The 22,743-nt window shown below is 46.9% G+C and carries 20 protein-coding genes and 1 pseudogene; 13 read left to right on the top strand and 8 right to left on the bottom strand.

The window, feature by feature from the left end:
• The 3 genes from B157_RS37915 to B157_RS0133755 all read left to right on the top strand — a co-directional run.
• Positions 1 to 270 (top strand): transposase (locus tag B157_RS37915; RefSeq protein ID WP_157618689.1); only part of this gene is annotated, 270 nt, incomplete at its 5' end.
• A 1,826-nt stretch (positions 271 to 2,096) separates the two neighbouring features.
• Positions 2,097 to 3,656, top strand: coding sequence for an autotransporter outer membrane beta-barrel domain-containing protein (locus B157_RS0133760; protein WP_026309144.1), 1,560 nt, complete (start codon positions 2,097 to 2,099; stop codon positions 3,654 to 3,656).
• Between the two features lie 279 nt (positions 3,657 to 3,935).
• A complete protein-coding gene (locus tag B157_RS0133755; protein ID WP_020607705.1) occupies positions 3,936 to 4,268 on the top strand; it encodes a hypothetical protein in 333 nt (110 codons plus the stop codon).
• 188 nt (positions 4,269 to 4,456) lie between these two features.
• On the opposite strand, the gene B157_RS0133745 is transcribed toward B157_RS0133755, so the two are convergent.
• Positions 4,457 to 4,693 (bottom strand): hypothetical protein, encoded by a 237-nt coding sequence (locus B157_RS0133745; protein ID WP_020607704.1) that lies wholly within the window; start codon positions 4,691 to 4,693, stop codon positions 4,457 to 4,459.
• A 619-nt stretch (positions 4,694 to 5,312) separates the two neighbouring features.
• Between B157_RS0133745 and B157_RS38755 the strand changes: the two genes are divergently transcribed.
• Entirely contained in the window at positions 5,313 to 5,939 is a 627-nt protein-coding gene (locus tag B157_RS38755) for a hypothetical protein (protein ID WP_157618687.1), read from the top strand.
• A 174-nt stretch (positions 5,940 to 6,113) separates the two neighbouring features.
• On the opposite strand, the gene B157_RS0133735 is transcribed toward B157_RS38755, so the two are convergent.
• From B157_RS0133735 to B157_RS0133715, 5 genes are all read right to left on the bottom strand, one after another.
• Complete coding sequence (locus B157_RS0133735; protein ID WP_020607702.1) at positions 6,114 to 7,739, bottom strand: hypothetical protein; 1,626 nt, start codon at positions 7,737 to 7,739, stop codon at positions 6,114 to 6,116.
• An 83-nt stretch (positions 7,740 to 7,822) separates the two neighbouring features.
• The gene (locus tag B157_RS0133730; protein ID WP_020607701.1) at positions 7,823 to 8,221 is read right to left on the bottom strand and encodes a hypothetical protein; all 399 of its coding nucleotides are present in this window, start codon (positions 8,219 to 8,221) and stop codon (positions 7,823 to 7,825) included.
• 20 nt (positions 8,222 to 8,241) lie between these two features.
• Entirely contained in the window at positions 8,242 to 8,580 is a 339-nt protein-coding gene (locus tag B157_RS0133725) for a hypothetical protein (RefSeq protein WP_020607700.1), read from the bottom strand.
• Positions 8,581 to 8,685: 105 nt separating this feature from the next.
• On the bottom strand, positions 8,686 to 9,543 hold the full coding sequence (locus B157_RS0133720) for a hypothetical protein (protein WP_020607699.1): 858 nt from the start codon (positions 9,541 to 9,543) through the stop codon (positions 8,686 to 8,688).
• Between the two features lie 244 nt (positions 9,544 to 9,787).
• Positions 9,788 to 11,128 carry a site-specific integrase gene (locus tag B157_RS0133715; RefSeq protein ID WP_020607698.1) on the bottom strand — a complete coding sequence of 447 codons (1,341 nt, stop codon included), beginning with the start codon at positions 11,126 to 11,128 and terminating at the stop codon, positions 9,788 to 9,790.
• A gap of 428 nt (positions 11,129 to 11,556) precedes the next feature.
• On the opposite strand from B157_RS0133715, the gene B157_RS0133710 reads away from it, so the two are divergent.
• The 6 genes from B157_RS0133710 to B157_RS0133685 all read left to right on the top strand — a co-directional run bounded on the left by B157_RS0133710 (position 11,557) and on the right by B157_RS0133685 (position 18,736).
• Positions 11,557 to 12,960 (top strand): tyrosine-type recombinase/integrase, encoded by a 1,404-nt coding sequence (locus B157_RS0133710; RefSeq protein WP_157618686.1) that lies wholly within the window; start codon positions 11,557 to 11,559, stop codon positions 12,958 to 12,960.
• Between the two features lie 291 nt (positions 12,961 to 13,251).
• On the top strand, positions 13,252 to 15,324 hold the full coding sequence (locus tag B157_RS0133705; protein ID WP_157618685.1) for a hypothetical protein: 2,073 nt from the start codon (positions 13,252 to 13,254) through the stop codon (positions 15,322 to 15,324).
• 88 nt (positions 15,325 to 15,412) lie between these two features.
• Positions 15,413 to 15,700, top strand: a complete 288-nt coding sequence (locus B157_RS36580; RefSeq protein ID WP_020607695.1) for a helix-turn-helix domain-containing protein — start codon at positions 15,413 to 15,415, stop codon at positions 15,698 to 15,700.
• Entirely contained in the window at positions 15,693 to 16,130 is a 438-nt protein-coding gene (locus B157_RS0133695) for a VRR-NUC domain-containing protein (RefSeq protein ID WP_020607694.1), read from the top strand. Before B157_RS36580 ends, B157_RS0133695 begins: the two co-directional genes overlap by 8 nt.
• Positions 16,131 to 16,290: 160 nt before the next feature.
• Complete coding sequence (locus B157_RS0133690) at positions 16,291 to 17,574, top strand: AAA family ATPase (protein ID WP_020607693.1); 1,284 nt, start codon at positions 16,291 to 16,293, stop codon at positions 17,572 to 17,574.
• A gap of 103 nt (positions 17,575 to 17,677) precedes the next feature.
• Entirely contained in the window at positions 17,678 to 18,736 is a 1,059-nt protein-coding gene (locus B157_RS0133685) for a hypothetical protein (RefSeq protein WP_020607692.1), read from the top strand.
• Between the two features lie 150 nt (positions 18,737 to 18,886).
• On the opposite strand, the gene B157_RS38750 is transcribed toward B157_RS0133685, so the two are convergent.
• Positions 18,887 to 19,072, bottom strand: a complete 186-nt coding sequence (locus B157_RS38750; protein ID WP_041952416.1) for a hypothetical protein — start codon at positions 19,070 to 19,072, stop codon at positions 18,887 to 18,889.
• 394 nt (positions 19,073 to 19,466) lie between these two features.
• Here B157_RS38750 and B157_RS0133675 point away from each other — a divergent pair, with 394 nt between their 5' ends.
• The 3 genes from B157_RS0133675 to B157_RS39510 all read left to right on the top strand — a co-directional run bounded on the left by B157_RS0133675 (position 19,467) and on the right by B157_RS39510 (position 22,499).
• Positions 19,467 to 21,044 (top strand): type I restriction-modification system subunit M, encoded by a 1,578-nt coding sequence (locus B157_RS0133675; RefSeq protein ID WP_020607691.1) that lies wholly within the window; start codon positions 19,467 to 19,469, stop codon positions 21,042 to 21,044.
• Between the two features lie 34 nt (positions 21,045 to 21,078).
• Positions 21,079 to 21,372 carry a hypothetical protein gene (locus B157_RS0133670; protein ID WP_020607690.1) on the top strand — a complete coding sequence of 98 codons (294 nt, stop codon included), beginning with the start codon at positions 21,079 to 21,081 and terminating at the stop codon, positions 21,370 to 21,372.
• Positions 21,373 to 21,551: 179 nt separating this feature from the next.
• Complete coding sequence (locus B157_RS39510) at positions 21,552 to 22,499, top strand: restriction endonuclease subunit S (protein WP_020607689.1); 948 nt, start codon at positions 21,552 to 21,554, stop codon at positions 22,497 to 22,499.
• A 6-nt stretch (positions 22,500 to 22,505) separates the two neighbouring features.
• On the opposite strand, the pseudogene B157_RS0133660 reads toward B157_RS39510, so the two are convergent.
• Positions 22,506 to 22,743: pseudogene (locus tag B157_RS0133660) on the bottom strand (ISLre2-like element ISRsl1 family transposase); the annotation flags it as partial.

Here is a 22,743-nt window from a genome sequence, read left to right as displayed (position 1 = left end):
AAGCCCCGCCAGGGTATGCAGCCATCCACTTTACCTTTGGAAGCGAAACGGTGGGCCAAAAAGCGGGGCTTAATTGAAACCGTTATTGGTCAAAATAAGCAAGTTTGCAATCTGGATCACACGCGCCATCGGTCGGTCAGCAACTCATTTGTCAACATGTATGGCGCGCTAATCGCCTATTCATTTTACGAACGCAAGCCAACAGCACACGTCGACATAAGTAACCGTCTGCTCGCTTCCGGTGAATCTGAATGGGCCTTAGCTGCTTAAAAGATCTCATAGTTCGCGTCATATTAGTCAGTAAGTTCGTTTTACTGACGATGTCGACTCGTTTTTGCCGGGCATCGAAAGCCAATACGCCATATGGATAACTAGAATAGAAATAAGCCTTTCCATCGGCAGAGAGTTGGTAACGGCTCTGAAGCAAATTCTCTCCCAAAGAGTTACCTAGATTAGTCCACTGATTTTTGGCCGGGTCATATTCCCACATGGATGGAGCAGGTGGAGTTCCTCCAGACGAACTGTAAAGACCTGAGTAAACGTAAAGTTTATCGTCGACAGGAAAAACAAGGAACGAAGTGCCAAAGATATTTCGTCCAAGATCGGCCATTGGCTCCCAGCGGTCAGCGTTCGCATCATAGGCTTGTAACGCTCCAGTTGGGTAAAATGAATACAGACGACCTTTCAGCAGCGAGAACTGATGAAAATTAGGAATGGGAGAGGTATTGCTAGCGCCCGGTGGCGTTGGCACCGATGCCCGCGGGACTATTTGAATTGGCTGTAAGGGCGGTCGTTGCGGCAATTGAAAGCTAATCGCCGAGAACGAAGTGGACGTTGTACGCCTTTTCTGGTTATAGCGCCCGTACAGGATACGCCCATCGCTGAGTATCACATAGGGATCGATATAATAGATTTGGTCGGCTGTCAAATCGGTTATTATTGATTCAAACGCCGTGTAACCTGATTCGATTTTCCTGACTGAAGCCACAATGCGTTTATGCTGTGAAAACGTTATTCGGGGTAGGCTATCAGTTTGGGATAGGCAAAAGCCATACTCCTGAATAGTGAACTGGGTATTGTCGAATTGAATACTGCTACTTATTGTCAGAGAGTTTACGCTGGTTCTAGCCATTAAATTGACTGCGTAAAAGTTTACCGGAAGCTGGTTTTCCCCTGTTTCAGTTAGGTTTCGTTCAGGCCTTGGGATTGGGATAACTTCAGGAGAATGCTGGCAAGCTGACCAGACTACTACCAGAAGTGACCAGTAAAATAGCTTCATAATGCTAAGTAGAGATTATAAATTAGTTGGAAGGAAAGCAGACAACTTCGCCTTTCATACTTATCAGCCTCATCGGCAAAACTGCAACACTATCCGAATTGTTTTCTGGCACCGGACTAGCCCTGAAAGCGCAGAAACAGACGTAAATATTCATCTGAAAAAATAGGAGGCAGACCGACCGTAAAGCTAGTGAATCACCTTACAAAGCAATAGAAGCCTGAGTCGTCGCAAGGAGTAGTACGACGACTCAGGCTTATCAAACGAAAAGCCCGGCCGTAAGACCGGGCTTTGAGCCTCTATAGGACTTGAACTATATTTTTAAGTGATTGACAATCAATAAGATAAAAACAGTGAAAAGGGTAGGGGACGAATTAGGGGCCGAATTAGCCAGCAGGGGACAGATAGCAGGGGCCTAACAAGAATCTTTTTTTTGATTCGCTACTGCCTTACGTCTGTATTGCCTCCCCTTACTTTAACTTTGTGCTAAATCGAGTAATCGGGAAACCGGTATGACTTGGTTTGGTCAGAGTCGCAAGGGTGGTTCCTGCGGCTCATTGGGTCGGGTGGGTGGTTCCCCCGGCCCGTTTTTTTTTTCGTGGTACGTATCTTTCGACTCTCACACTGTTCTTAATTCCCGGTGTTAGCCTACGCCTGCTGAATACAACCTACTCCAGGCCATGGCCGTAAGTTGCCTGTCCTTAATAGGCAGTATCCTACTGACCGTATAATAAAACGTATGATATTATGCCCTGATTATCAAGTATAAATCAGTATAATGCCCGTTACCATCTCTCACTATTGAGTAATCGCAAAAACCATGAAACATCTCTTCCTGTTACTCACTTTATTGATGAGCCATCTGGTATTGGCCCAAGGCAACTACGTGGCCAACGCGCCTAACTCGGCCACGCCGGGGGCGTTGAACACCCTAGTGGGAAACGGAGCCGGGGCGGGTGGGGCCATAACGGCGGACCGCAACACGGTGATGGGTGTTAATGCGGGTTATTACCTGAGTTCGGGTCGGTTAAACTCGTTTTACGGGGTAGATGCGGGCAAGTCTACCACCACAGGAAGTAGCAATATGTTTAGTGGTTTTCAGGCTGGATCTAGCAACTCGACAGGTAGCTACAATGTGTTCACGGGGGTCAATGCGGGCTACTTCAACACCACGGGTGAAAACAATGTGTTCAGTGGTTATCAGGCGGGCAACTTCAACACCATGGGTAGGCTCAATGTGTTCACTGGTGCGTTTGCGGGCTACTCCAACACAATAGGGGATCGCAATGTGTTCAGTGGGTATGAGGCCGGCCACTTCAACACCACGGGGTACATAAATGTGTTCACGGGGGGGTTTGCGGGCTACTCCAACACTACGGGGTACAGCAATATGTTCAGTGGTTTCACGGCGGGCTACTCCAACACTACGGGGTACAGAAACGTGTTCACTGGAGCGTCTGCGGGCAACTACAATACCACGGGCAGCAATAATGTGTTTACGGGTCACTATGCGGGCGTCAGCAACAACACGGGCAACAACAATGTGTTCACGGGGAGTTCTGCAGGCTTCGAAAACACGACCGGGACCCAGAATACGTTTATTGGGGCTAGTGCCGGGGTCAATAATACTACTGGCAACAACAACATTATTATTGGCCCCAACTCCGGAACAGCCATCACTACCAGCGATGACAATGTACTCATGGGCTACAACGTCCAATCTGGCAATGGAACGGGCGGACACAACGTCATCATTGGCGGTGAAGCCGGTGGGGGCCTGTGGGCAGGTGGCAGCAACACCATGATCGGTCATCAGGCCAGTGCCGAATCAATGACGTTGGACCATGCTACTGCCATTGGAGCCGATGCCTATGTTATGGTCAGCAATGCAGTGGTGCTGGGCAACAACGCCAACGTAGGTATTGGTACCTCAGCCCCTTCTACGCGCCTGGAAGTGGTTAGCCCCGATGACCATGATAGCGGGTTGCGGTTGAGTAAACTTACCACTTATAGCCCCACTACCCAACGTACGGATCAGTTTTTGACGGTCAACGAGCGGGGTGATGTCATCAAGGCCCGATACCAGTTACGTATCAACAATGCTACCGAATGGAGTGATAAAGTATTTGCCCCCACTTATCAGCTACGCCCGTTGGTAACGGTTGCCAGGTACATACAGGAGAATGGTCATTTGCCCGGTGTTCCTTCGGCCAATGAGGTCGTGAAGGAGGGAGTTGATTTAGTCAGGATGAATGCTACCCTGTTGGAAAAGGTGGAGGAATTGACCCTCTACAGTATTCAACAACAACAGCAAATCAATCAGCAGCAGAAAGAGATTGATGAATTAAAACAACTCATTCGTAAGGTAGTCAAACCTTGATCGAGTTGGCATGAATAAAGATATTAACCGTTTTTTATTGGGTCGGGTGGGTGGTTCCCCCGGCCCGTTTTTTGTTCCGCCCCTACAGTATCATTTGTGCCTTCAAGTGAAATTACCTTAGCGTCTGTAACCTAAACTACTATAACTAACCGCTAATGAACGGAAACACATACCATTAGGTTACCCCTTTACTCCTACTCCGTATTCACTGAGTCCTTCTCCGCCCTCTGTTCTGCATTTTAGGCTGTCGGTCAAGTAATATACTTTAACTCCTACAGCATGAAATTAACGTTAAGACCTACTGAACTACCTTTTTCGGTTGGTGAAACCGTTTGGGTAGATCAACCCTACGGTGCCACGAACGAGTTTCCCTTTTTTCAAGGAACTATCATGCAAATTATTTTGGATGGTAATTTGGCGAATACACTTGTTATTCGGCATAAGGAAAAAATTCATGAACTAACGGTAGACAGTGCAATCTACGGTTTGAAGCCTGTGGGGGATCATGTTGGAGAGCCCAGAGTCAATGTAAATGTCCGGCTCTTTCCCTTTCAGGTTAAGTTATTCGCCACTAAAGAAGAGTTACTAGCCTTTCAGGATAAACCAGTATAAACGCCATACTTAGCAAGTAGCTAACTTAGTATTGCTATTCGGCTAGTATGGCCGGTTGCGGTCAATGAGGTGCTGACTAGGCAAGATGAATGCCGCCCTTCTGGAAAAGGTTGAGGAACTGACCTTGTATCTGATTCTGCAACAGAAACGTATTGAACAGTTAGAAAATTAGGTCGGGGAGGGCAGGGCTATTCTGTCATTTCCCCGGCCCGTTTTTTTGCCCGGTAGCGTTCCCGCCGTAGGGCGTTGCGGTGATCCCGCCGTTCCTGCTCAATTCTCTGCGTAGCATCCTGAATAACTTTCATCATCACCCGCAAAAGGGTTGCCCGGTTAGGTCTGCCTTTTTTGCGCCCCCGGTTGGCGGGTTGATTCTCGGAGGTGAACCGGGTGTTTATTCCATCCTGCCAAATGTCATACCTAGCCATGTTTCGTCCTTTTATCTTCGTTGTTATTAACCGTTTTCCAGCGTTTTATTGCTATTCCGTCCGTCCCGTTTTCATTCCGTCTTATAACCGTTTTTATTCCATATGTCACTAAAATACGGTATTTAGTACAGGGGTAATAAACGATGAATTATGACACCGTTTTTACTTCGCAGGTCCGACGGTTGTATGTTTTTCTCCCAGTTCATTCCAGCCCGAACGTAATTGGGGAACCTCCTGCCAAAAAGTTGAATTAATTTGCTCAAAAAAAGGGGCAAAAAGTGCCTTCATTGAATCAGGACAGTTCTTTTACCCCTTTACTCAAAACGATGGGCCTGAATTTTAGCACCGATTTTTTTTGCCTATACTAACGGTTGTGATTCGACCACTTATGAGGGATTTACAACCACCTACCCCCCCCCTGAATTATGGCAAAATTCCTTTAAGACTAGGCGAACGGTTACAACTATGAGCAACGGTAGAGAATTGTTATACCCCTCCCTCCTCCTCCTCTGCCTGATTAGTAGCTATTAAATCATGATGGGTTGAGGATGTCATTATTCCACTTTGTAACACAAAGTAGATTGTCAAGGGTAAAGTATATCACACCTGCTCTTTGCTAATGAAACACGCCATCATGAAAATTGGACCTTTACCTTCCTCCTTTGTCTACAGCGTTTCAGGTAGAACATTTATTGAACTGAAAAGAGATGAAGAGAAAATACAAACCTCATTTCAAAATCTTATGAGATTTGTATCATTTGTACTTCTATCAATCTTACTTGTCTCCTGTTCTCCCAAATCAGGATCATATTCAGGTGGGGAGAATCACACCCGGTACTATTACGTTTTCCTGAAACCTTGTGACGTTTACGAAGGACCAGAAACCACTAGCCGTCGATTGAAGTCTCTTGCAGCAGGTGACACAATCAGCACGTTGAATGAGCCTATAAAGTTGCAAGGCTGGCAGAGTGTTGAACATCATAACTACCAATTCTTTATTCGCAATCAAAGTGTTTATGCCATCACTCAAAAGAATTTTAAAGAAAAGGCTGGTTACCGTCCTACTTACAATCCCATAGATAAGTATCCTTCTGCCAGTAGCACGATAACACAATTTGAGAGTAGCACGACAGAGTCAACGATGTACAGTACACCCACCACTGGGGCAACTATCCAAACTGGCAAACGTGGTGGAAAGTATTATTACAACAGTAAGGGGAATAAGACCTACATACGTCGCAAATAATAATTGGGAAAGATTTTTCGGCTCCCATGTAACAGCCTGGGTAGTTCTTTGCCTCAGTCACGCGCGCGCGCGCAGTGCCGAAAAAATCTTCTATTGGCTCATATCGGCATTCCGTGTTTATTCCGTGATGTTGTTCGCGCGCGCGCATTGGTGTAAGTAAACTCTTCTATTGGCTCATATCGGCATTTCAAACCGGGTGCCCTTCCAGTAGTCGAGCGCGGCCTGTTGGTCAGCAGTCAGTCGTAACGTCTGCGAAACATCAAACAAAGTCGGTTGCCGGTGAATTTTGTTGATGCCCCGCCGTAGGTTGTTGCGTTCGTTGCTGGGAACGTTACGAGCGTTGTGGGCGGTGCGGGTGGGTTGGTCCTCCTTTGACCCTTTACGGTAGCAGGTAAACAACTGCTCTAACTCCGTCAGCAGGTCGTTATCGTTGCGTAACATGGTAGCAGATACGAACCGTTGACCCGGTCGAGGTTGCTCAATCAATACCGCCGTTACTGGACAGATAATGGCCCCCGGTCCGGTGGTGGTGTGGTTCGTGGAGGTGTCATGTATTACTCCTAAATACAAGGGGTTAATTCGTGACAAATGGGGTTTTTCGGGGGTGGTTAATTCGTGACAGTTTTCGGGGAAATTCCCTGAAAAATTCCCATAAACGGGAATTGTCAAGTTGGTTAATTCGTGACAGGTTTCGGGCGGGTTTATGGCAGCTCCATCACAGCTATTGGGTATTTTTGGGGTGTCCGTATTTTGCGGATTTTTCTTATTATCCTCTAATTTCTCGGCCTGAATTTTATCGCTCAAAAGTAACCCAAAAGTAAGGTCATGCCATGCCGCCCGGTGTTGGTCAATACGGGTCAGCAGGTCGTCGGAAACGGTGGTTAATTGCTCCCATGTTTGGGCAATCAATTCGGCTGTTTTTGTCTGCCAGTCACCCCCCCGTCGGTAGTGGTTCAGGAGTGCCCGGTAACGTTGTTCTGCGCGGTGCAATCGTTGGCGGTGGGTGTTGGCCTGGGTGGGGGTCAGATCGTCGGGTATATGCCAAAATCGGGGGTTTCGCCCGTTTTCGTAGATGCTCCGTTCGCGGCTGTTTAGCCGGGTGGGGTCAATGGTAGGGTCGTCAAAAATGATAGCCTTGAACGTATCGACCAACAACGCCCCGATAGTTCCGTAGTTGGCAACATTCAGCAGATCCGCCAACGTGGTCAGATATACGCCCCGGCTCCGTAGGTATTCCATTCGTAAAACCTTCACCTCAACCCGTAGCAGATTTGTCGTCAGTCCGTACTGGTGCCCTTTGTCGTATAGTTTGACAATGTAGCGTTGTGTTTCGCATTGATAGTATAGGGTGTCGCTGCGGGTGTCTCGGGTAAAGGGGCGGTTCTTGTAGCTGACAAGGTTCTTCAGGACCAGAGAAACCGGAAACGGTAACGATACATTCACCCCAAATTCAATATTGTTTAGTTTGGCGTTGAACGGGTCAATCTGGTAGGACATCACTAATTGATCGAGCGCAGTCAGTAGGTGGTCGACCATGAACTGATCGGAGTTACCCAGCGCGGCCCGGTCCCGTACGTGGTTGTAAAAAGTGTGCAAACTTCCTTTCAACTCAACCCGGTAACCGGTACCCGATAGCTGAGGAATTAGCGTGAAGGTCAGCCCCCGGTCGTCAGCCCGGCGCGGTCGTCGCAAAACTTCGCCCGTTTGCTCGTTAATAGGTAAGGCAAAATTCAGCCTGTCAATGGATAGCAGTAGCGTTGCACTTACTGACAAGTGGTTTATTTTTGTTCCGTCGTACATAGTAGTATTGTTCGCCCCCGATTCGTCACAATCGGGGGCGGTGGTTTATATGGTTGTTTGATTGTTGAATTGGTCCGGTGGGGTCAGAGTAGCCCCCGGTCAAGAACGGCCGACACGAATGCGGCCCGCCCATCAGGATAGGGATAATAGGCGGGAAAGTAGCGCAGGGTCATGCGGGCGGCATCGGTCGAGAAACGCAATAGAACGCCGTTGCGGATGCGTTCGCCGTTGCGCCCAAAGGTCAGCACGTTTCCGATATAAACGCCCGTCTGGGTGGTTGGTAGCAGTCCGGTAAAGAATTTGACCGAACGCCCGCCCGTTTTCTTTTCCGTTTCGGTGCCCCGCAGGATGAGGTTAGCGTTTATGTCGTCGTTGAATCGTCGGTCCTCTACAATCAACTCACGAGGGACGCGGGTAAAACCGGGTTCGCAGGTTTCGACGGTGTACCGCCCTTTGTCGGTATCGAGTGCGAATGTGACCATGTGGGATGTGGGTATGTATGTCATTTGCCCCGGCCCTCCACTGCCTTAGTGTGTTTGAACCGGCGCGGCTGTTTGAGTGCTGCCAGCACATCAACCCGACGGTAGAGAACCCTTCCATTTATTTTGAGGGGTAACAATACGGCTGGGCGTTCCTCTGTATCGAGGGACCAATCATGCAACGTAGTTAAAGATACTTGTAGAGTATCGGACGTTTGCCGACGGGTCAGCAGTTCGGGGAGGTCAGAGCCTTCCGGCGCGGGCGGTGTGTAATTGGATAACGCCCTTTGTAAATGGGTGTCGAATAGTTGCCCTAACTGCTCAGGCGTTAGGTTAGCGATTTGAATTACTTGTTGTACCATGTTGCCATACTTGTTTTAATGTATGGCAAAGATGTAAGGTGAAGTAAAGACAGTTTTTACGGTGATTTTACGCCGTATCCAAAAAAGTACTAAAACCATAAATCCTTATTCAGTAGCGGATTCAGACTTACAAATGATAGTGATTTTGTCTCTTTTGGCTCCAATCCCATCCGGGGCTGACATTCTCTGTAATTCCCTCTCAATTTGATCGATGGTGGGACTATTGCCTTTGGCGAACTGAATGTTTTGGTGAATCATTGCAGCGAGGTGTTTGATCGTGTGTCCTTCCCGACTTATTGGCGTTGACCCGTTGGGTAGTGTAATCTTGAGTAGTTGAGCGAATACGTCATACAGCACACTTGCACTAAGATTCCAAGTGATCGTTTGGTTTACGCCCGGCTGAGTGGGTTGTTCATTCGATTGCGGGGTGGGAGTACCTGCACTCTTTAATGGTTTAAGTGCAGAAAAATGAAAAACACCAACATTTCTAATATAAATACTTTCTACATCTTGAATAGTTATTAGCACATTGTTCACGTAAGAAATGAAGTTGCTGATTGTTCTATTCTTATGCCCACTATCATCAATTATTTCTCTTTCGTTAATTTCACCCTTTTTGACTTTATCCTTCAAGGCATCAAGTTGTATTTTAATTTCTTTAGCCTCTACAAAAATTTGCTCAAGTCTATTTTTGAGAAAACGAACATAGTTGAGCCGTTTCGTTTCATCCATTTGAAGAAAATTATCCCTCAATTCAGTTTCAAAGGAAGAAAGTTCTAAGGAGACTACATCTATGTCATCTTTCCAAGGAACATAATCTACCATGTACGATTCATAACTACTTATAAAAGGACAGTATAATGATCCGCCCCCAAAATTGTCGTTGATATCATTTTTTGCATTGTAAAGTAGGCTGGTCAATGCGTCAGAAACTGTGATTAGTCTTATAGTCTGAATCTCCATACTTGGTTTGGTCGTTAGTCATTTTCAATCGTCAGCCGGTGGTCGGCTGGTATCGTCTTTTTCAGGTGGGTCATTTGCGCCGTTACTTACCTCTATACCCCTTGTAGTTACTGTAGTGTTTTTCCCTCCTTACCCCATGTTACTTCTGTTACTTTTCAGCCCCGGCGCGGGTGGTCAAATGTTAAGTTTTGTTAACGTGTCAGGCTGTTTCTATTGAGGTCACACACTAACAATTACTAACATGTTAGGCTATTTTCAGCGCGGTCGGTGCCGGTATGCCGGTCCCGCCAAAGTGCGGATGGTCCAACAGTAGCAGGGCGTTTTGTTCTGGACTTACTTTGATGTAGCGCAGAAACACCGTTTCGGACTTGTGCCCGGTACATTTCATAATGGCAACCGTTGGCACCCCGCCCAAATAGGCATTCGTGGCAAATGACCTGCGGCCGGTGTGGGTGGTAACCAATTCGCATTTGTCGAGGTAGCGCGTTTGACGTTTGCCGCCTATTGTACGGCTGACCTCAATTCGTTCAACAATGCCAGCCAGCCGACACAATTCTTTGATGTAATCATTCATCTTTTGATTTGTGATCGTGCGCGGGGGCACTCCGTCGTATTTGCTCAGGATAGAGAGTACATTAGGGTTTAATGGGATGGAAACCCGCCCGTTTGTTTTGATGGCCTTACGGGTCAAAATACGCCCGTTGTGGGTAATGTTTTCGGGGCGCAGGTCGGAGAAATCAGAATAGCGTAAACCGGTGTAGGCTCCAATCAAAAACAAGTCCCTTACCCGGTCGAGCCGCCCGTTTGTGGATAGGTCGAGGTGGTGAAGGGTGTTCAATTCATCCTCTGACAGATAGACGTTATCAACGTCCTCCACTAACTTTTTAAACTTTGGATTCTTGTAGATGGTGTTTTCGTGTAGCCCGTCGATGTGGGATTGTTTCAACATTACTTTCAGGTCTTTCAGCAATGTTCCCACGTAGTTGAGCGTCAGCCCCCGGTTAGTCAGCCAAAGTTTAAAGGCATCGTAATACGGCATTGTGTAGGCATCATATTCGGTCGAGTTACCCGTTTCGGTCTGGTATCGGTCAAGAACCCGTTTTAGTTTCATGTAACCTGCCAGGGTGTGAGCTGCGTATTTTGTTTCCTTAGCGGTCAACCGGTTCCCGGCCTTAGCCTCCTCCACAAATCGAACAATGTAGTCTGTAAACGGCTCTTTGGCCTCCACAACGGCAGGTTTCGTTTTATCCTCCCTGCCTAGTTCCCGGTCAAGGTGTAATTTGATAAGTTCGTTGGTAATGGTCACGCCAGCCAACTGCAATCTGTTGAGAATAGTACGCAGTGCAGACCGTTGGCGGTCGAGGTGGGCGTTAATGGTTTCGTTCGCCTGAAGTATTACCTTGTTTTTGGTATTCGTTCGGGCGCGGCCATTTTCGGAGTCCCAAAGGTCAGGTAAGATTGTTTGCCCGGTGGAGGTCTTGAACCGGGTGTACTGGTAGCGATAAACCAGATAAATCAATGTGGGCGCGGTAGCGCGGGGGTCTTTCAGTAGGCACTTTGCGGCCTGATCGGTAATCGTTCGCATGGGTATTGGTTGGTTCGGTCAATACCAAGTTACGAATAAAAATAATACAGGGGACGACTTAGGGGACGAATAAACCTTATTTAACTGTATTATTACCAATACGGCTGAATAGAGAAAAAAGGCTAACCCGTTAATTTTCAGCACTTTCGTACTAAAATGGATTAGCCTTAATCATACTTTTGAGCCTCCTATAGGACTTGAACCTACGACCCCTTCATTACGAATGATGGGCCTACCCCTTTTTTGTTCTATTCGCCTATTTATCCATATTTGATAAATGTGTTGTTTTACAGGTAGTTATATCAATAATGTTGGTGTATTTCTTATGGCTACTTATTGGAATTATGCGTTGATTCTGTATATTTACATTGCACAACGCATTGCACAAAACGCCAATGTGCAATGCGTTTTTAGAATGTACAGAAACTATGATAACCGCAACTGCCACCCTGTTCTATGATACCCGCCGAAGTTCAGACGGTGTTAGTTTCGTTCGTTTATCCATCTATGCCGACCGACAGCAAAAACTATTTTCGACGGGTGTTAAGGTAAATCCTGATGAGTGGAAATTTCTGGAACGCACTAAAGGCGGTTTGCCGGGAACAGTGAAAGACGAAACCCGGCGTAAGTTGTGGCAGGTATTCTACGGCCATTATACGAACGAAGCCGGACAACAGCAGGACGGGCATTTAGTACGCGCTCAAAACGTTTTGAACCAGTTAGGCAATGGTTTTACCTTTGATGCCTTTGCTGATGCCCTTGCCAATTATGGCAAAGAACCTGAAAAGCCAGCCGAACAAACTGACCTGATTGCGGCATTACAGGCAAAAGCTACCAGCATGAGCAATGCTAACCGGCTCGGACACGCGGAACAGTTTGAGTATGCCGCTAAATCATTACGTCGGTTTGTGGATTCATTCAGCGATGCCGAACGGAAAGAGTTTTTGAGCATCCCAATTCCCCGTAAAGCCAGCCAGCCCCGCCCCGTTGCTACGTTGCAATACAAACACCTTACGCCCGATTTCCTGACTACCTATGAGCAATGGATGCTACATTATGGCAAGGCTCCACAGAGCAAACTAAAGCCAGCAACGGGGACAAGCCTTACAACCGTAGGCTTTTATCTAAACCGGGTTCGTGTGGTTATCAATGATGCCATAGAAGCCGGATTGATGCCCCGCGATGCTTACCCGTTCGGGCGCAATCGCTACGTAATACCAGCCGGAGCCAATACGAAGAAAGCACTACCTAAAGCCGACATTGAGCAAATAAAAGCCTACCAGCCTATACCCGGCACAATGGAACAGCGTAGCCATGATTTATGGCTATTCTCCTACTTTTGCAATGGAGCCAACTTAACCGATATTTGCCGGTTGACCTGGAACCGGGTTGATCTCAAAGAGAGTAAACTAAACTTTGTCCGTCAAAAGACCGCCCGGAGCAAAAAGCAGAATCAAACGTCTATTGTTGCTCACTTGCGCCCTGAAACTCTTGCTATCATTGAACGTTGGGGCACAAAAGACAGAAAGGCTAACGGCTATGTTTTTCCGTTCCTGACTACCGATATGGACGATCACCAAAAGAAACAGGGTGTACATCAAACCGTAAAAATGACTAACAAATGGATGGGAAAAATTGCGGAACGGTTGGGTATAGAAGGAGACGTAAATACTTATTCCGCCCGGCACTCATTCGCAACCAGTCTGCTAAAGAGCAAAGCCCCGCTTGCCTTTATTTCCAAGTCGTTAGGACATACCAACCTCAAAACGACCGAGAGCTATTTAGGCTCTTTTGATGATGAGGAAGCCAAAGCATTTTTGAACGCCTTGTAAAACCACCCCAACAAAAAGCCCGCCGAGGTCTGCAACACCTACGACGGGCTAAACTCTAAACTTCGGATGCAAAATTATCAAAACTTCATTGATGAACTATTCCGGCTTAACATTGAGACAGTTCAATACTTCGTGGCTGATGGTCAAGTATTGTACAACCAATTACCGCAACACTACACAGCCGAGCAACTTGCCACCGCGCCCCCCGACCGGCTACCCGGCCACGTGGGTACGTTTATGAGCCTTGACCAGTACGACCAGCACCAGACAGAAAACCGGTACGCTGATACGTTGGCCGAACTTCAAAGGCGGGCTATTACAGATATGCTACTATTAGAACCCGCGCAAACAGAGCGGCTTTTAGTTGATGCAAAAACCAAGTGCGAGCAACTGACGCGGTTACTCAAAAACGCAATGGAGTACCAAAAGGCGTGGGGCTATGGCACACTTGACCTATTATCAGTCAATTTTCTGGAGTTACGGTTATTGGACGCTTTCACTATAAAGAACCGCCCCGAAGCCAGCCCCCACGACCGTTTTGCCCACCACCTCACAGACGCTATCATGTACAAACGGGGCAAACTATCAGGGTTCATCAAACAAGTAGAAAACACGCTGCAACCTGCCCCGGCTGTTCCTTTCGATACGGCACAAGAACCGGAATATGATTTGTGGTACATCAATAATGACGATACTTATGCTTTTGCCAAACTCAAAGAGTTGGCCAAATACTTGCCTACCATAGAGCCGTTTACGAAGCGTGTAGAATGGTTTTATGAGCAAAGTCGTATCTGGGAAATTGAACCTGTTCAGATGGGAGTAGGTAACAGAAAGATACCTAACCCGGAGTTTTACAGCCACAAAAACTCTGATGGAAGGGCAGTTGATAAAAATGGCAATCGAGTTGAGGAAATAGGTTGGGGGTTAAGTTATAACAACGATGAGGAAAAGGGCATTTTGCATAAACTGTATTTTCTACGTTGCTACCGCACCCACTACACTCAATTTCTCAACAAACCCCGGATAGATTTTGACCAACTCAAAGAAAAGTATGCTACCCAAGTTCAGACAAAGCGAGGAAAAGGGTTGGTTTTGGATTGGGTAACAGGGGAAATACGCGAACGACAACAACTCATTAGTGACTGGATTACAGCCAACCCGGATAGATACGGAAACCCAGAAATTAAACAGCAACTCCAAAACGCTGCCGTATTGATTGAGCAGGAGTTAGAAGGCATATCGGCTATCAAATGGGAGTCGTTTTACCGGACGCTGCAACTTGACCCGTTCGGTTTATTGTGGGGGCTGGTTGAGTACAAGAGTCTTTTGGAAATAGAAGAACCTAACGCCCCGGCACCCTCAGCACCATTGGAAATAGTGAACGCGAACGAGCCAACGCAAGACAAAATTAATGCTCACATGAGCCGATTGGCTAATAAGCAGACAGGGGGCTTACCAGTGTGGGAATTATTGGATAAACTGGTTGATGTACAAAAAACGCATTATTCACCCGATAGGCGTGAGTATATCACTAAACTATACTATGCAATAAAAGACCTGCTTACAGTGGATTACTACTGGTACATTAAAATAGTAGCCACAGACGAAGCTAAACACACGATTACCCAAGTTTACGAACGAAGTTACCCGAACCGGGTAGGGCCAACGGAAAAGGGGATACCTCATATCAGTCCCATAAGTGAGGGGTTTTTTAAGACGGAATACGCAGGAAAAACGCTGGAACAGTTGAATCAAAATGTAAAGGCCACTCGGTCACTAAAGCTGGATAAGTATAGTGTATTACGAGCTGACGAAAAGAGTAGTATGAATTGGCTTGGAGTAGGGACAGGGAATGAAGAGGGATACTTTGAACGTAAAATTGATAAATTATTCGAGCCGGTTATTTATTCGGGCTGGGATAGAATAACCTTTGAAGAATTTGTAGAAACATACAAGCCTGTCTCCGTAACGGTATTGGATTCCTTAACGCCATCCCCCCCCCAATCCGAAGACACGTTACCCACCCTACAACCTGGCTTTGATACATACATCGTAGAAGAACATCGGGCAAGGCTGATGCCGTTCCTTATCAATCATTACAGCAACACAACTCCAGAACAGTGTGGGTTTATGCTTTACGCACTGGTTAAGTTGACTTATCTACCACCGTCAGCACTGAACAGCAATCAAACGGCCTTGCATCGAGCTATGGAAAAAACCTTAGGTAGTATTGGCACCCGTCAGGCATTAAATACGGCTATTTCACGCTTAGACACAAGGAATAGCAGCGATGAGGATAGGCGCAACATTGCCGATCATGCACAGCGAATCAGTCAGTTTTTGACCCCGCTAACGGCCGAATGATTTGCTATTTTTTTGCGATCTTTTTGCTACAAAAAACGCAAACAAGTACCGCCCCAATTTTGGCTTGTCAACTAAACGACAGGCTTTTATGCTTTCAGAAAATCCATTTGCTACTATTGCGCGAGAACTTGAACTAATCAAGGCGCAACAGGCCGAAACGCTGCAACTCCTACGCAGTACAGCCACTAGCTCCCCAACTACCGACGAAGAGCCGGTAAGCACCGACGAAGCGGCCAAACGGTTTGGTATCGCGAAACAAACCCTGTATCAGAACGCGAGGAAAATAAAACATACCAAGCGGTTTGGTAGGCTCTATTTCTACCCGTCTGATTTGCGGGCATATTTGAACGCAGGGGAGGGCGTAGGTAATGGCTAATAAACTTCCTGCCTTTCGCCAACTGCAAGCATTCATTGTGGAGGAAACAACCCGCAAGCCCCGCAGCACCAAACCAAAGCCGAACGCGGACCGGCCCGAAACGGCCAACGAATTGACCCGGCGTATAGTCAAACACGTTCAGGATACCGGGCACTTTGCCACCCGCCTACAATCGACCGGCACCTATCGGGAAGACCTTAAAAAGTTTGTGCCTTCGCAACAACGGGCCGGGTTGCCTGATGTGTTCGCCATCGTTGATGGACAGGCCGTTTTTGTGGAGGTAAAAGCGGGAAAAGACCGACTGTCTGATACACAAAGGGAGACTATCAAAACGCTGTTACGGGCTGGAGCCTTCGTTTTTGTGGCTCATTCTTTTCAGGAATTTGACAAGTGGTTTACGGCTCAATTCCTAAACGTCCGGCCTGTATGACACTCCTACCTGATGTATTGATTTGCCTTGCCCTATCGGGGCTGTTAGGGGCAATTACCTACGGTCTGGCTTCTCTGGACAATAAGCGAAGAAAACACTAATCCACTCACACAGACGGGCCGATGTTCCACAACACCGACCCGCCTAAAACTTTTCTGGAATGATAACTGAACAGAACAAAGATACAAATTCTACGGCGAACCGCCCCCCCCTGTTTGATAAGACCGATGAGGAGTTAGAAGATTCTGCCAACTACCAATTTGAGCCGGAAGAACCGGAAAGCAACTACCAAGCCCCCCCGCCCCCTCCTGATAAAAAACGGGCTATGCTAACCCGGTTACTAGCCACAGAGCAGACATTGAGCGAAGCAGCCACTAAAAAAGTTGTGTTTAGCCCTCCACTGATTAGCCGCGAGGAAACGGGTATTATTGGACGCGGAACCGTCAATATTATTCAGGGGGCTTTTGGGTCGCATAAGAGCCGACTGGCTGAACTGTTGGCCGCGCTGATGCTGACCAACACCGAAACTAAAGAGCCGCAATTTCTGGACTTTAAACGGGCTGTACTGGAGCGGTTTTGTGTCTGCTACATCGACACGGAGCGAAACCAGAAAGAGGAACTACCCTACGCAGTGCAGGGTATCAAACAACGGGCCGGGTATCGTATAGAGGATCAGCCGGAAACATTTCGCTTTACGACCATCAAAGGTGAAAAACGAGCCGACCGCTTTGACGCTATCGAAACGTTTATCCACCACGTTCGCGAACAGACGACCTTGCACCTGTTTTGCCTGATTGATGTGGTTACCGATGCCATAGGAGACTTTAACGACCCTAAAGAATCCATGAAGCTGTTTGACTTTCTGGGCAACCTCTGCGATAATTACGACGCTACCTTTTTGCTGGTTATTCACCAGAACCCCGGCACCGAAAAAGCCAGAGGGCACACCGGCACCGAAGCCGCCAACAAAGCCAGTACCGTTTTACAGATTGGTTTAGAAAAGGATGCCAGCGGCAACGAAACCGATCTGATTAAACTTCGTTATCTCAAACTAAGACGGGGCAAGAAGCCCGAACCGCTGTTTTTGCAATTCTGCAAAGAATCCAATGGGTTGATTTTGGCGGGAGCCGATGCCATTGCCAGCCAAGTAAACTACCGTAAACACAAGGCCGACTCGGACGATGTAGCCGACCGTTTAGCGAGTTTACTGGCTGATGGGCCAATGGAAAAAGGGGAGGTTTCCAAAGTCCTAGAATCAGAGTTCGGGGCCAAAAATGCCACCATTCGGGGCCGACTGAAACAGGTTATAGAGGAGCAGCTACCAATGACTGATGAGCAGGGTAACGCCGTTCGGCTGGACGAATACCGGGACGGTAGACAGCAATACTACCGGCTGAAACGATTGGACGAAGACGAAGAGCCGGACACCGACGAAAACGAGTAAAAGTTACTGCTAACTGCCAAAGGCCATATAAGGGGTTTGGCAGTTGACAGTAACTTTTGACACTGCCAAAATCGTTTTAACACCCACTTTAGCAGTTAGCAGTATGAATAACCAGCAATACCAGCCCAACCTGTTGGACGTACCAATTTCGATTTTTGCCAATCGGTTTGCCAAAGAACCCGAAGGCGTTACCACCCTCCGACGGATTGCCAGCCGGGAAATTAACCGAGTAACTATTGAAGCCATACGGGATGAAGCCGATGAGGTAAAGCAAAAAAATCTAAAGGATAATTTACGGGCTTTTGCCCCCGTTGCCCTGCTTCACCATCGGAAAGCAGATACCCCGTTCAGTGAGAGAATAGCCGAGCAATGGCCGCTGTTAATGGGAGATATTGACTTGAAGGATAACAAAGGCTTGAACATGGCCGAACTCAAAACCCATCTTTGCCGCTTACCGTACTTGTTGCTTTGTGCCTATTCAGTACGCGGTGGATTGTGGTTTGTGATACGCTTACCCGATAACCAGACACCCGAAACGTTAGCCGCTCATTTTCGCTATCTGCAACGGGTATTTACGGAATTGTTCGGCGTGAAGCTGGACAGTAGCAAGGGAGGTAACCCGACTGATTTACGGTTTGTCTCTTTCGATACCGCGCCGTTCTTTAAAGAACAGGCTACCGTAATGACTGGAACATATACCCCGCCCAAACCCAAGCCAGCAAGCCCCCGCCCGTTGATCAGGAGCCATTTTCAGCCAGCGGGGGAATGGGAACTAAGGCAGGTTGTAGAATTGGCTAGAAAAGCCCAAAAAGGCGACCGGCACGGCCCTTTGTTGAAAGCGGCAACTTTAGCGGGGGGCTTTGTTAGTGCCGGACGCTTAGACTACAATACGGCGGTGTATGCACTGGAAACTATAGCCAGCGAATTAGACAACTTTCGGGATTCGGAGCGGGCTATCAAAGACGGGATTACGTACGGAGAACAAAAGCCACTTTACCCCGATACCTCCTACCACGAAACCCGTTACAAACCACCACCAACCCCGCCCCAACGTAGCGACACCCGGCAAAATAACACCTGGCTTTTTGATGGGCTTATGATTCACGGAGAACAACTATCGTATGAGCCTTGTGATAACTACCCGCCCGAATGGGAGACTTAAGCTAAGTTCCATTCATAACTTAACTCTTTGGCAAGTGATTTTAATAAAACCAGACCCTCGCTCTCCAGAGTAGCCATAACCTTGTGTTTCAGGCAATGCAGCCTGTACATACTCAACCTGTATCCTAATCAGTCAGAATAGGGCATAGGGCTATACCCTTCTATAGGCCGTTCCGATGATTAGCAGGACAAAGCCAATCAACAACATTTCATAGCTGTACTTGGATAATTCTTTTACGGGGAAATAATGCACAAAAATGCCTAAGCAGCCGATAATAAGGGCCGCTACCCAAATTCCCATAGTTGGGGCACTCGGTAAAAATTTATTTCTTGCCATGATCAGTTTTGGGATAATTGTAAAATGTAGGAGCAATAGTTAATTCTGGTAATGTAGCTGGGCTTTCTTATAAAAGCGGTAAGGAGCTGTTATTCCTACTTTTGTGGTTGCTTAGACTCCAAAACTATGACTACTGCTCCTAACCCGACTAAAGCTACCACTTTTCTCAACAATTCGAACAAACACCCGGTCTCGACCAACGTGATAACCAAGGCTTAGACGGCAGTGAGCAGACGGAAGAGGTGACGGGGCTGCCCTTGTGGTTATCTTTTGAGCAATACCCAACCGACTAGCTCGCCCGAAGCTGAGTAAGGCGGGGAACAAAATCCTTTTTGTTGACGGGGCAAAGTTGCATTTTTGTCCATTCGTGAAAATCCCGTTTACCCGCGTACCAATGTCAGTCGATCAAAAGAAGCAGCTAGAACAACAACTTTGGAACATTGCCAACGCCCTACGGGGTAAGATGGATGCCGACGATTTCCGGGATTACATTTTAGGCTTCATCTTTTACAAATACCTCTCCGAAAAAATGGAGCTGTACGCCAATCAGTTATTGGCCGAAGACGGGATTACTTACGTTAAGCTGGACGAAGCCAGCGACGAAGGCCGGGAGTTCATGGAAGCTATCAAAGAAGAAGCCATACAGACGTTAGGCTTCTTTCTGAAACCCTCCGAACTGTTCAAAGAAATTGTACGGCGTGGACAGGGTAAAGAGGGAGATGATAAAGAATCAAACTTTATTTTGGGCGATCTGGCTGCCATCCTCAACAACATCGAACAAAGTACGATGGGTACGGATAGCGAGGAGGATTTTAACCGACTCTTTGAAGACCTTGACCTGACCTCCAGCAAATTGGGCCGTACCGAATCCGCTAAAAACAGCCTAATTGTAAAAGTACTGGAACACCTGAACGTAATTGACTTTCAGTTAGAAAACATTGAAGCCGATGTATTAGGCGATGCGTACGAATACCTGATAGGCCAGTTTGCCAGTGGAGCCGGGAAAAAGGCGGGCGAATTTTACACCCCTCAACAGGTATCTAAAATACTGGCCAAAGTGGTAACCAGCGGCAAAACCAAGCTAAAGTCTGTTTATGACCCTACGTGTGGTTCAGGTTCGCTCTTATTGCGGGTTGCCAAAGAAGTAAAGGAGGTGTCCAACTTCTACGGACAGGAGTTAAACCGGACGACCTACAATTTGGCCCGAATGAACATGATTTTGCATGATGTGCATTACCGTAAGTTCGATATTCGGCAGGACGATACCTTAGAACACCCTGGGCACATCGACAAACGCTTTGAAGCCATTGTAGCAAACCCGCCCTTTTCGGCGCAATGGAGCGCGAACCCGCTGCACATATCCGACGACCGCTTTAGCCAGTACGGACGATTAGCCCCGGCCAGCAAAGCCGACTTTGCCTTTGTGCAGCACATGGTACACCATTTGGCCGAAAACGGGACAATGGCCGTAGTAGTGGCACACGGCGTACTATTCAGGGGAGGAGCCGAAGGGCACATCCGCCAACACCTGATTGAAGACAAGAACTACTTAGACGCGGTAATTGGCTTACCGGCCAACATCTTTTACGGCACCAGTATTCCAACGGCTATTCTGGTATTTAAGAAGTGCCGGGAGCAGCCGAAAGACATTCTGTTTATTGATGCCAGTGCCCACTATGAAAAGGGCAAAAACCAGAACACACTACGGGAAAGCGATATTGATAAAATCGTAGACACGTACCGAAACTGGACAGTAGAAGACAAGTATAGTTACCGGGCTTCATTGGATGAGGTAAAGCAGAACGACTACAACCTGAATATTCCGCGCTACGTGGACACGTTTGCCGATGAAGAAGCCATAGACCTGCAAAGCATAGCCGAACAGTTGAAGGCACTGGATATTGATATTACGGCTACTGATGCCACCATAGCCGACTTTTGCCAACAACTAGGGATTGCCACACCGTTTTAATTGAAAACCAGTTTCCACCAAATCAACAATCACCATGACAAAATCCCAAACGGAACACGTTACCAATGCCTATGACAAAATAGGAGGAAGTGGAGGCCAATTTAAGGTCAATGGTGAAGCAGCGGGGGACTCCGCTAGCTTACTGATGAAAATCAGTTGTATGGACACCCAGAGTGTGAGTCGACTGCTAGCTGATTTGGCTACTGTGCAAACCATGCTGGATGCGTCCGCACAGGGCTTACAATATGATCCTCAGGAAAAGCCTCATATCAGAATCAAAATAGATAGCGATTGTTGGTATGAGGGTTCAGGAGTAACCTGGCATTAAGTGTAAGACATTATTCCTAGTCTACTTATCCACAATGTTTTTAAGCCTAAAAATAAAAGAATGCTCGAAGCAGTAAAAAAATTAATTCCAACTATAGGCACAGTAAACCGCTTAGCCATTACTGACGCAACCATAGCCGACTTTTGCCAACAACTAAACATTACCACACCTTTTTGAATATGAGTACTCAGCAAAAGAAAATACCTGCCTTAAGATTTTCTGAATTTTCAGATGAATGGGAGGAAAAGAGGATAGGGAATATCTTAACAATTGGAAGCGGTAAAGATTACAAACATTTGGAAGATGGAGAAATTCCTGTTTTTGGATCAGGTGGATTAATGACTACGGTAAATGACTTCCTATACGACGGAGAAACTGTTTGCATCGGTCGGAAAGGAACAATTGATAAGCCAATGTATTTTTCAGGTAAAATATGGACTGTAGATACGCTTTTTTATACTCATTCATTTAAAAACACATTACCAAAATTCGTCTATAACCTCTTTTTGAAAATTAATTGGAAGCAACACAATGAAGCGGGAGGGGTGCCGAGTTTATCGAAAAGTATAATTGAAAAGATTTCATTAAATCTCCCCTCCCTCCCCGAACAAAAAAAGATAGCGTCGTTCCTGACGGATATTGATAATAAGGTAGCGTTGCTGACCAAAAAGAAAGCCCTTTTGGAGCAGTACAAGAAAGGCATTATGCAGCAACTCTTTAGCCAACAAATCCGCTTTAAAGATGATGAGGGCAATGAGTTTCCAGAGTGGGAGGAGAAGAGATTAGGCGAATTATATTCTTTCAAATCCACAAATTCTTACTCCAGAGAAAAGTTAAACTATGAAGTTGGAGAAGTTAAAAACATTCACTACGGAGATATTCACACAAAATTCAAAACCCTATTCAATACCGCCGAAGAATACGTACCCTATTTGAATCCAGATATTTCAGTTGAAAGAGTAACTGACGAAAACTACTGTAAGGAAGGTGACATGATTTTTGCCGACGCTTCAGAAGATATAAATGACGTTGGCAAATCTATTGAGATTGTCAATTTGAATGGAGACAAGGTACTGTCTGGACTCCACACAATACTTGCAGGTGCATTTCAAAACTACCTGCCTTAAGTTGACTTAGTCGTTGTCAACTAAATTTAGGCGGTCTCTGACCAATTGCCAGCGGCCACTCTTAGCCGCTACCCGTAAGTTGAGCATCGCTTGCGCCCCATCATCACTCCACCGCTGACCGCTGCGCTTCATCCGGCACTGAATCACCGTCCGGTGAGCCGCTTCGATACAACCACTGCCAATCTGTAAGCCACGATCTTGATACGTTCCGTACTGCATCCGAGTGCGATTACGCCAGTAATAG

The organism is Spirosoma spitsbergense DSM 19989 (assembly GCF_000374085.1).
GTDB classification, from domain to species: domain Bacteria; phylum Bacteroidota; class Bacteroidia; order Cytophagales; family Spirosomataceae; genus Spirosoma; species Spirosoma spitsbergense.
This window is presented reverse-complemented; position numbering and strand designations above follow the sequence as displayed.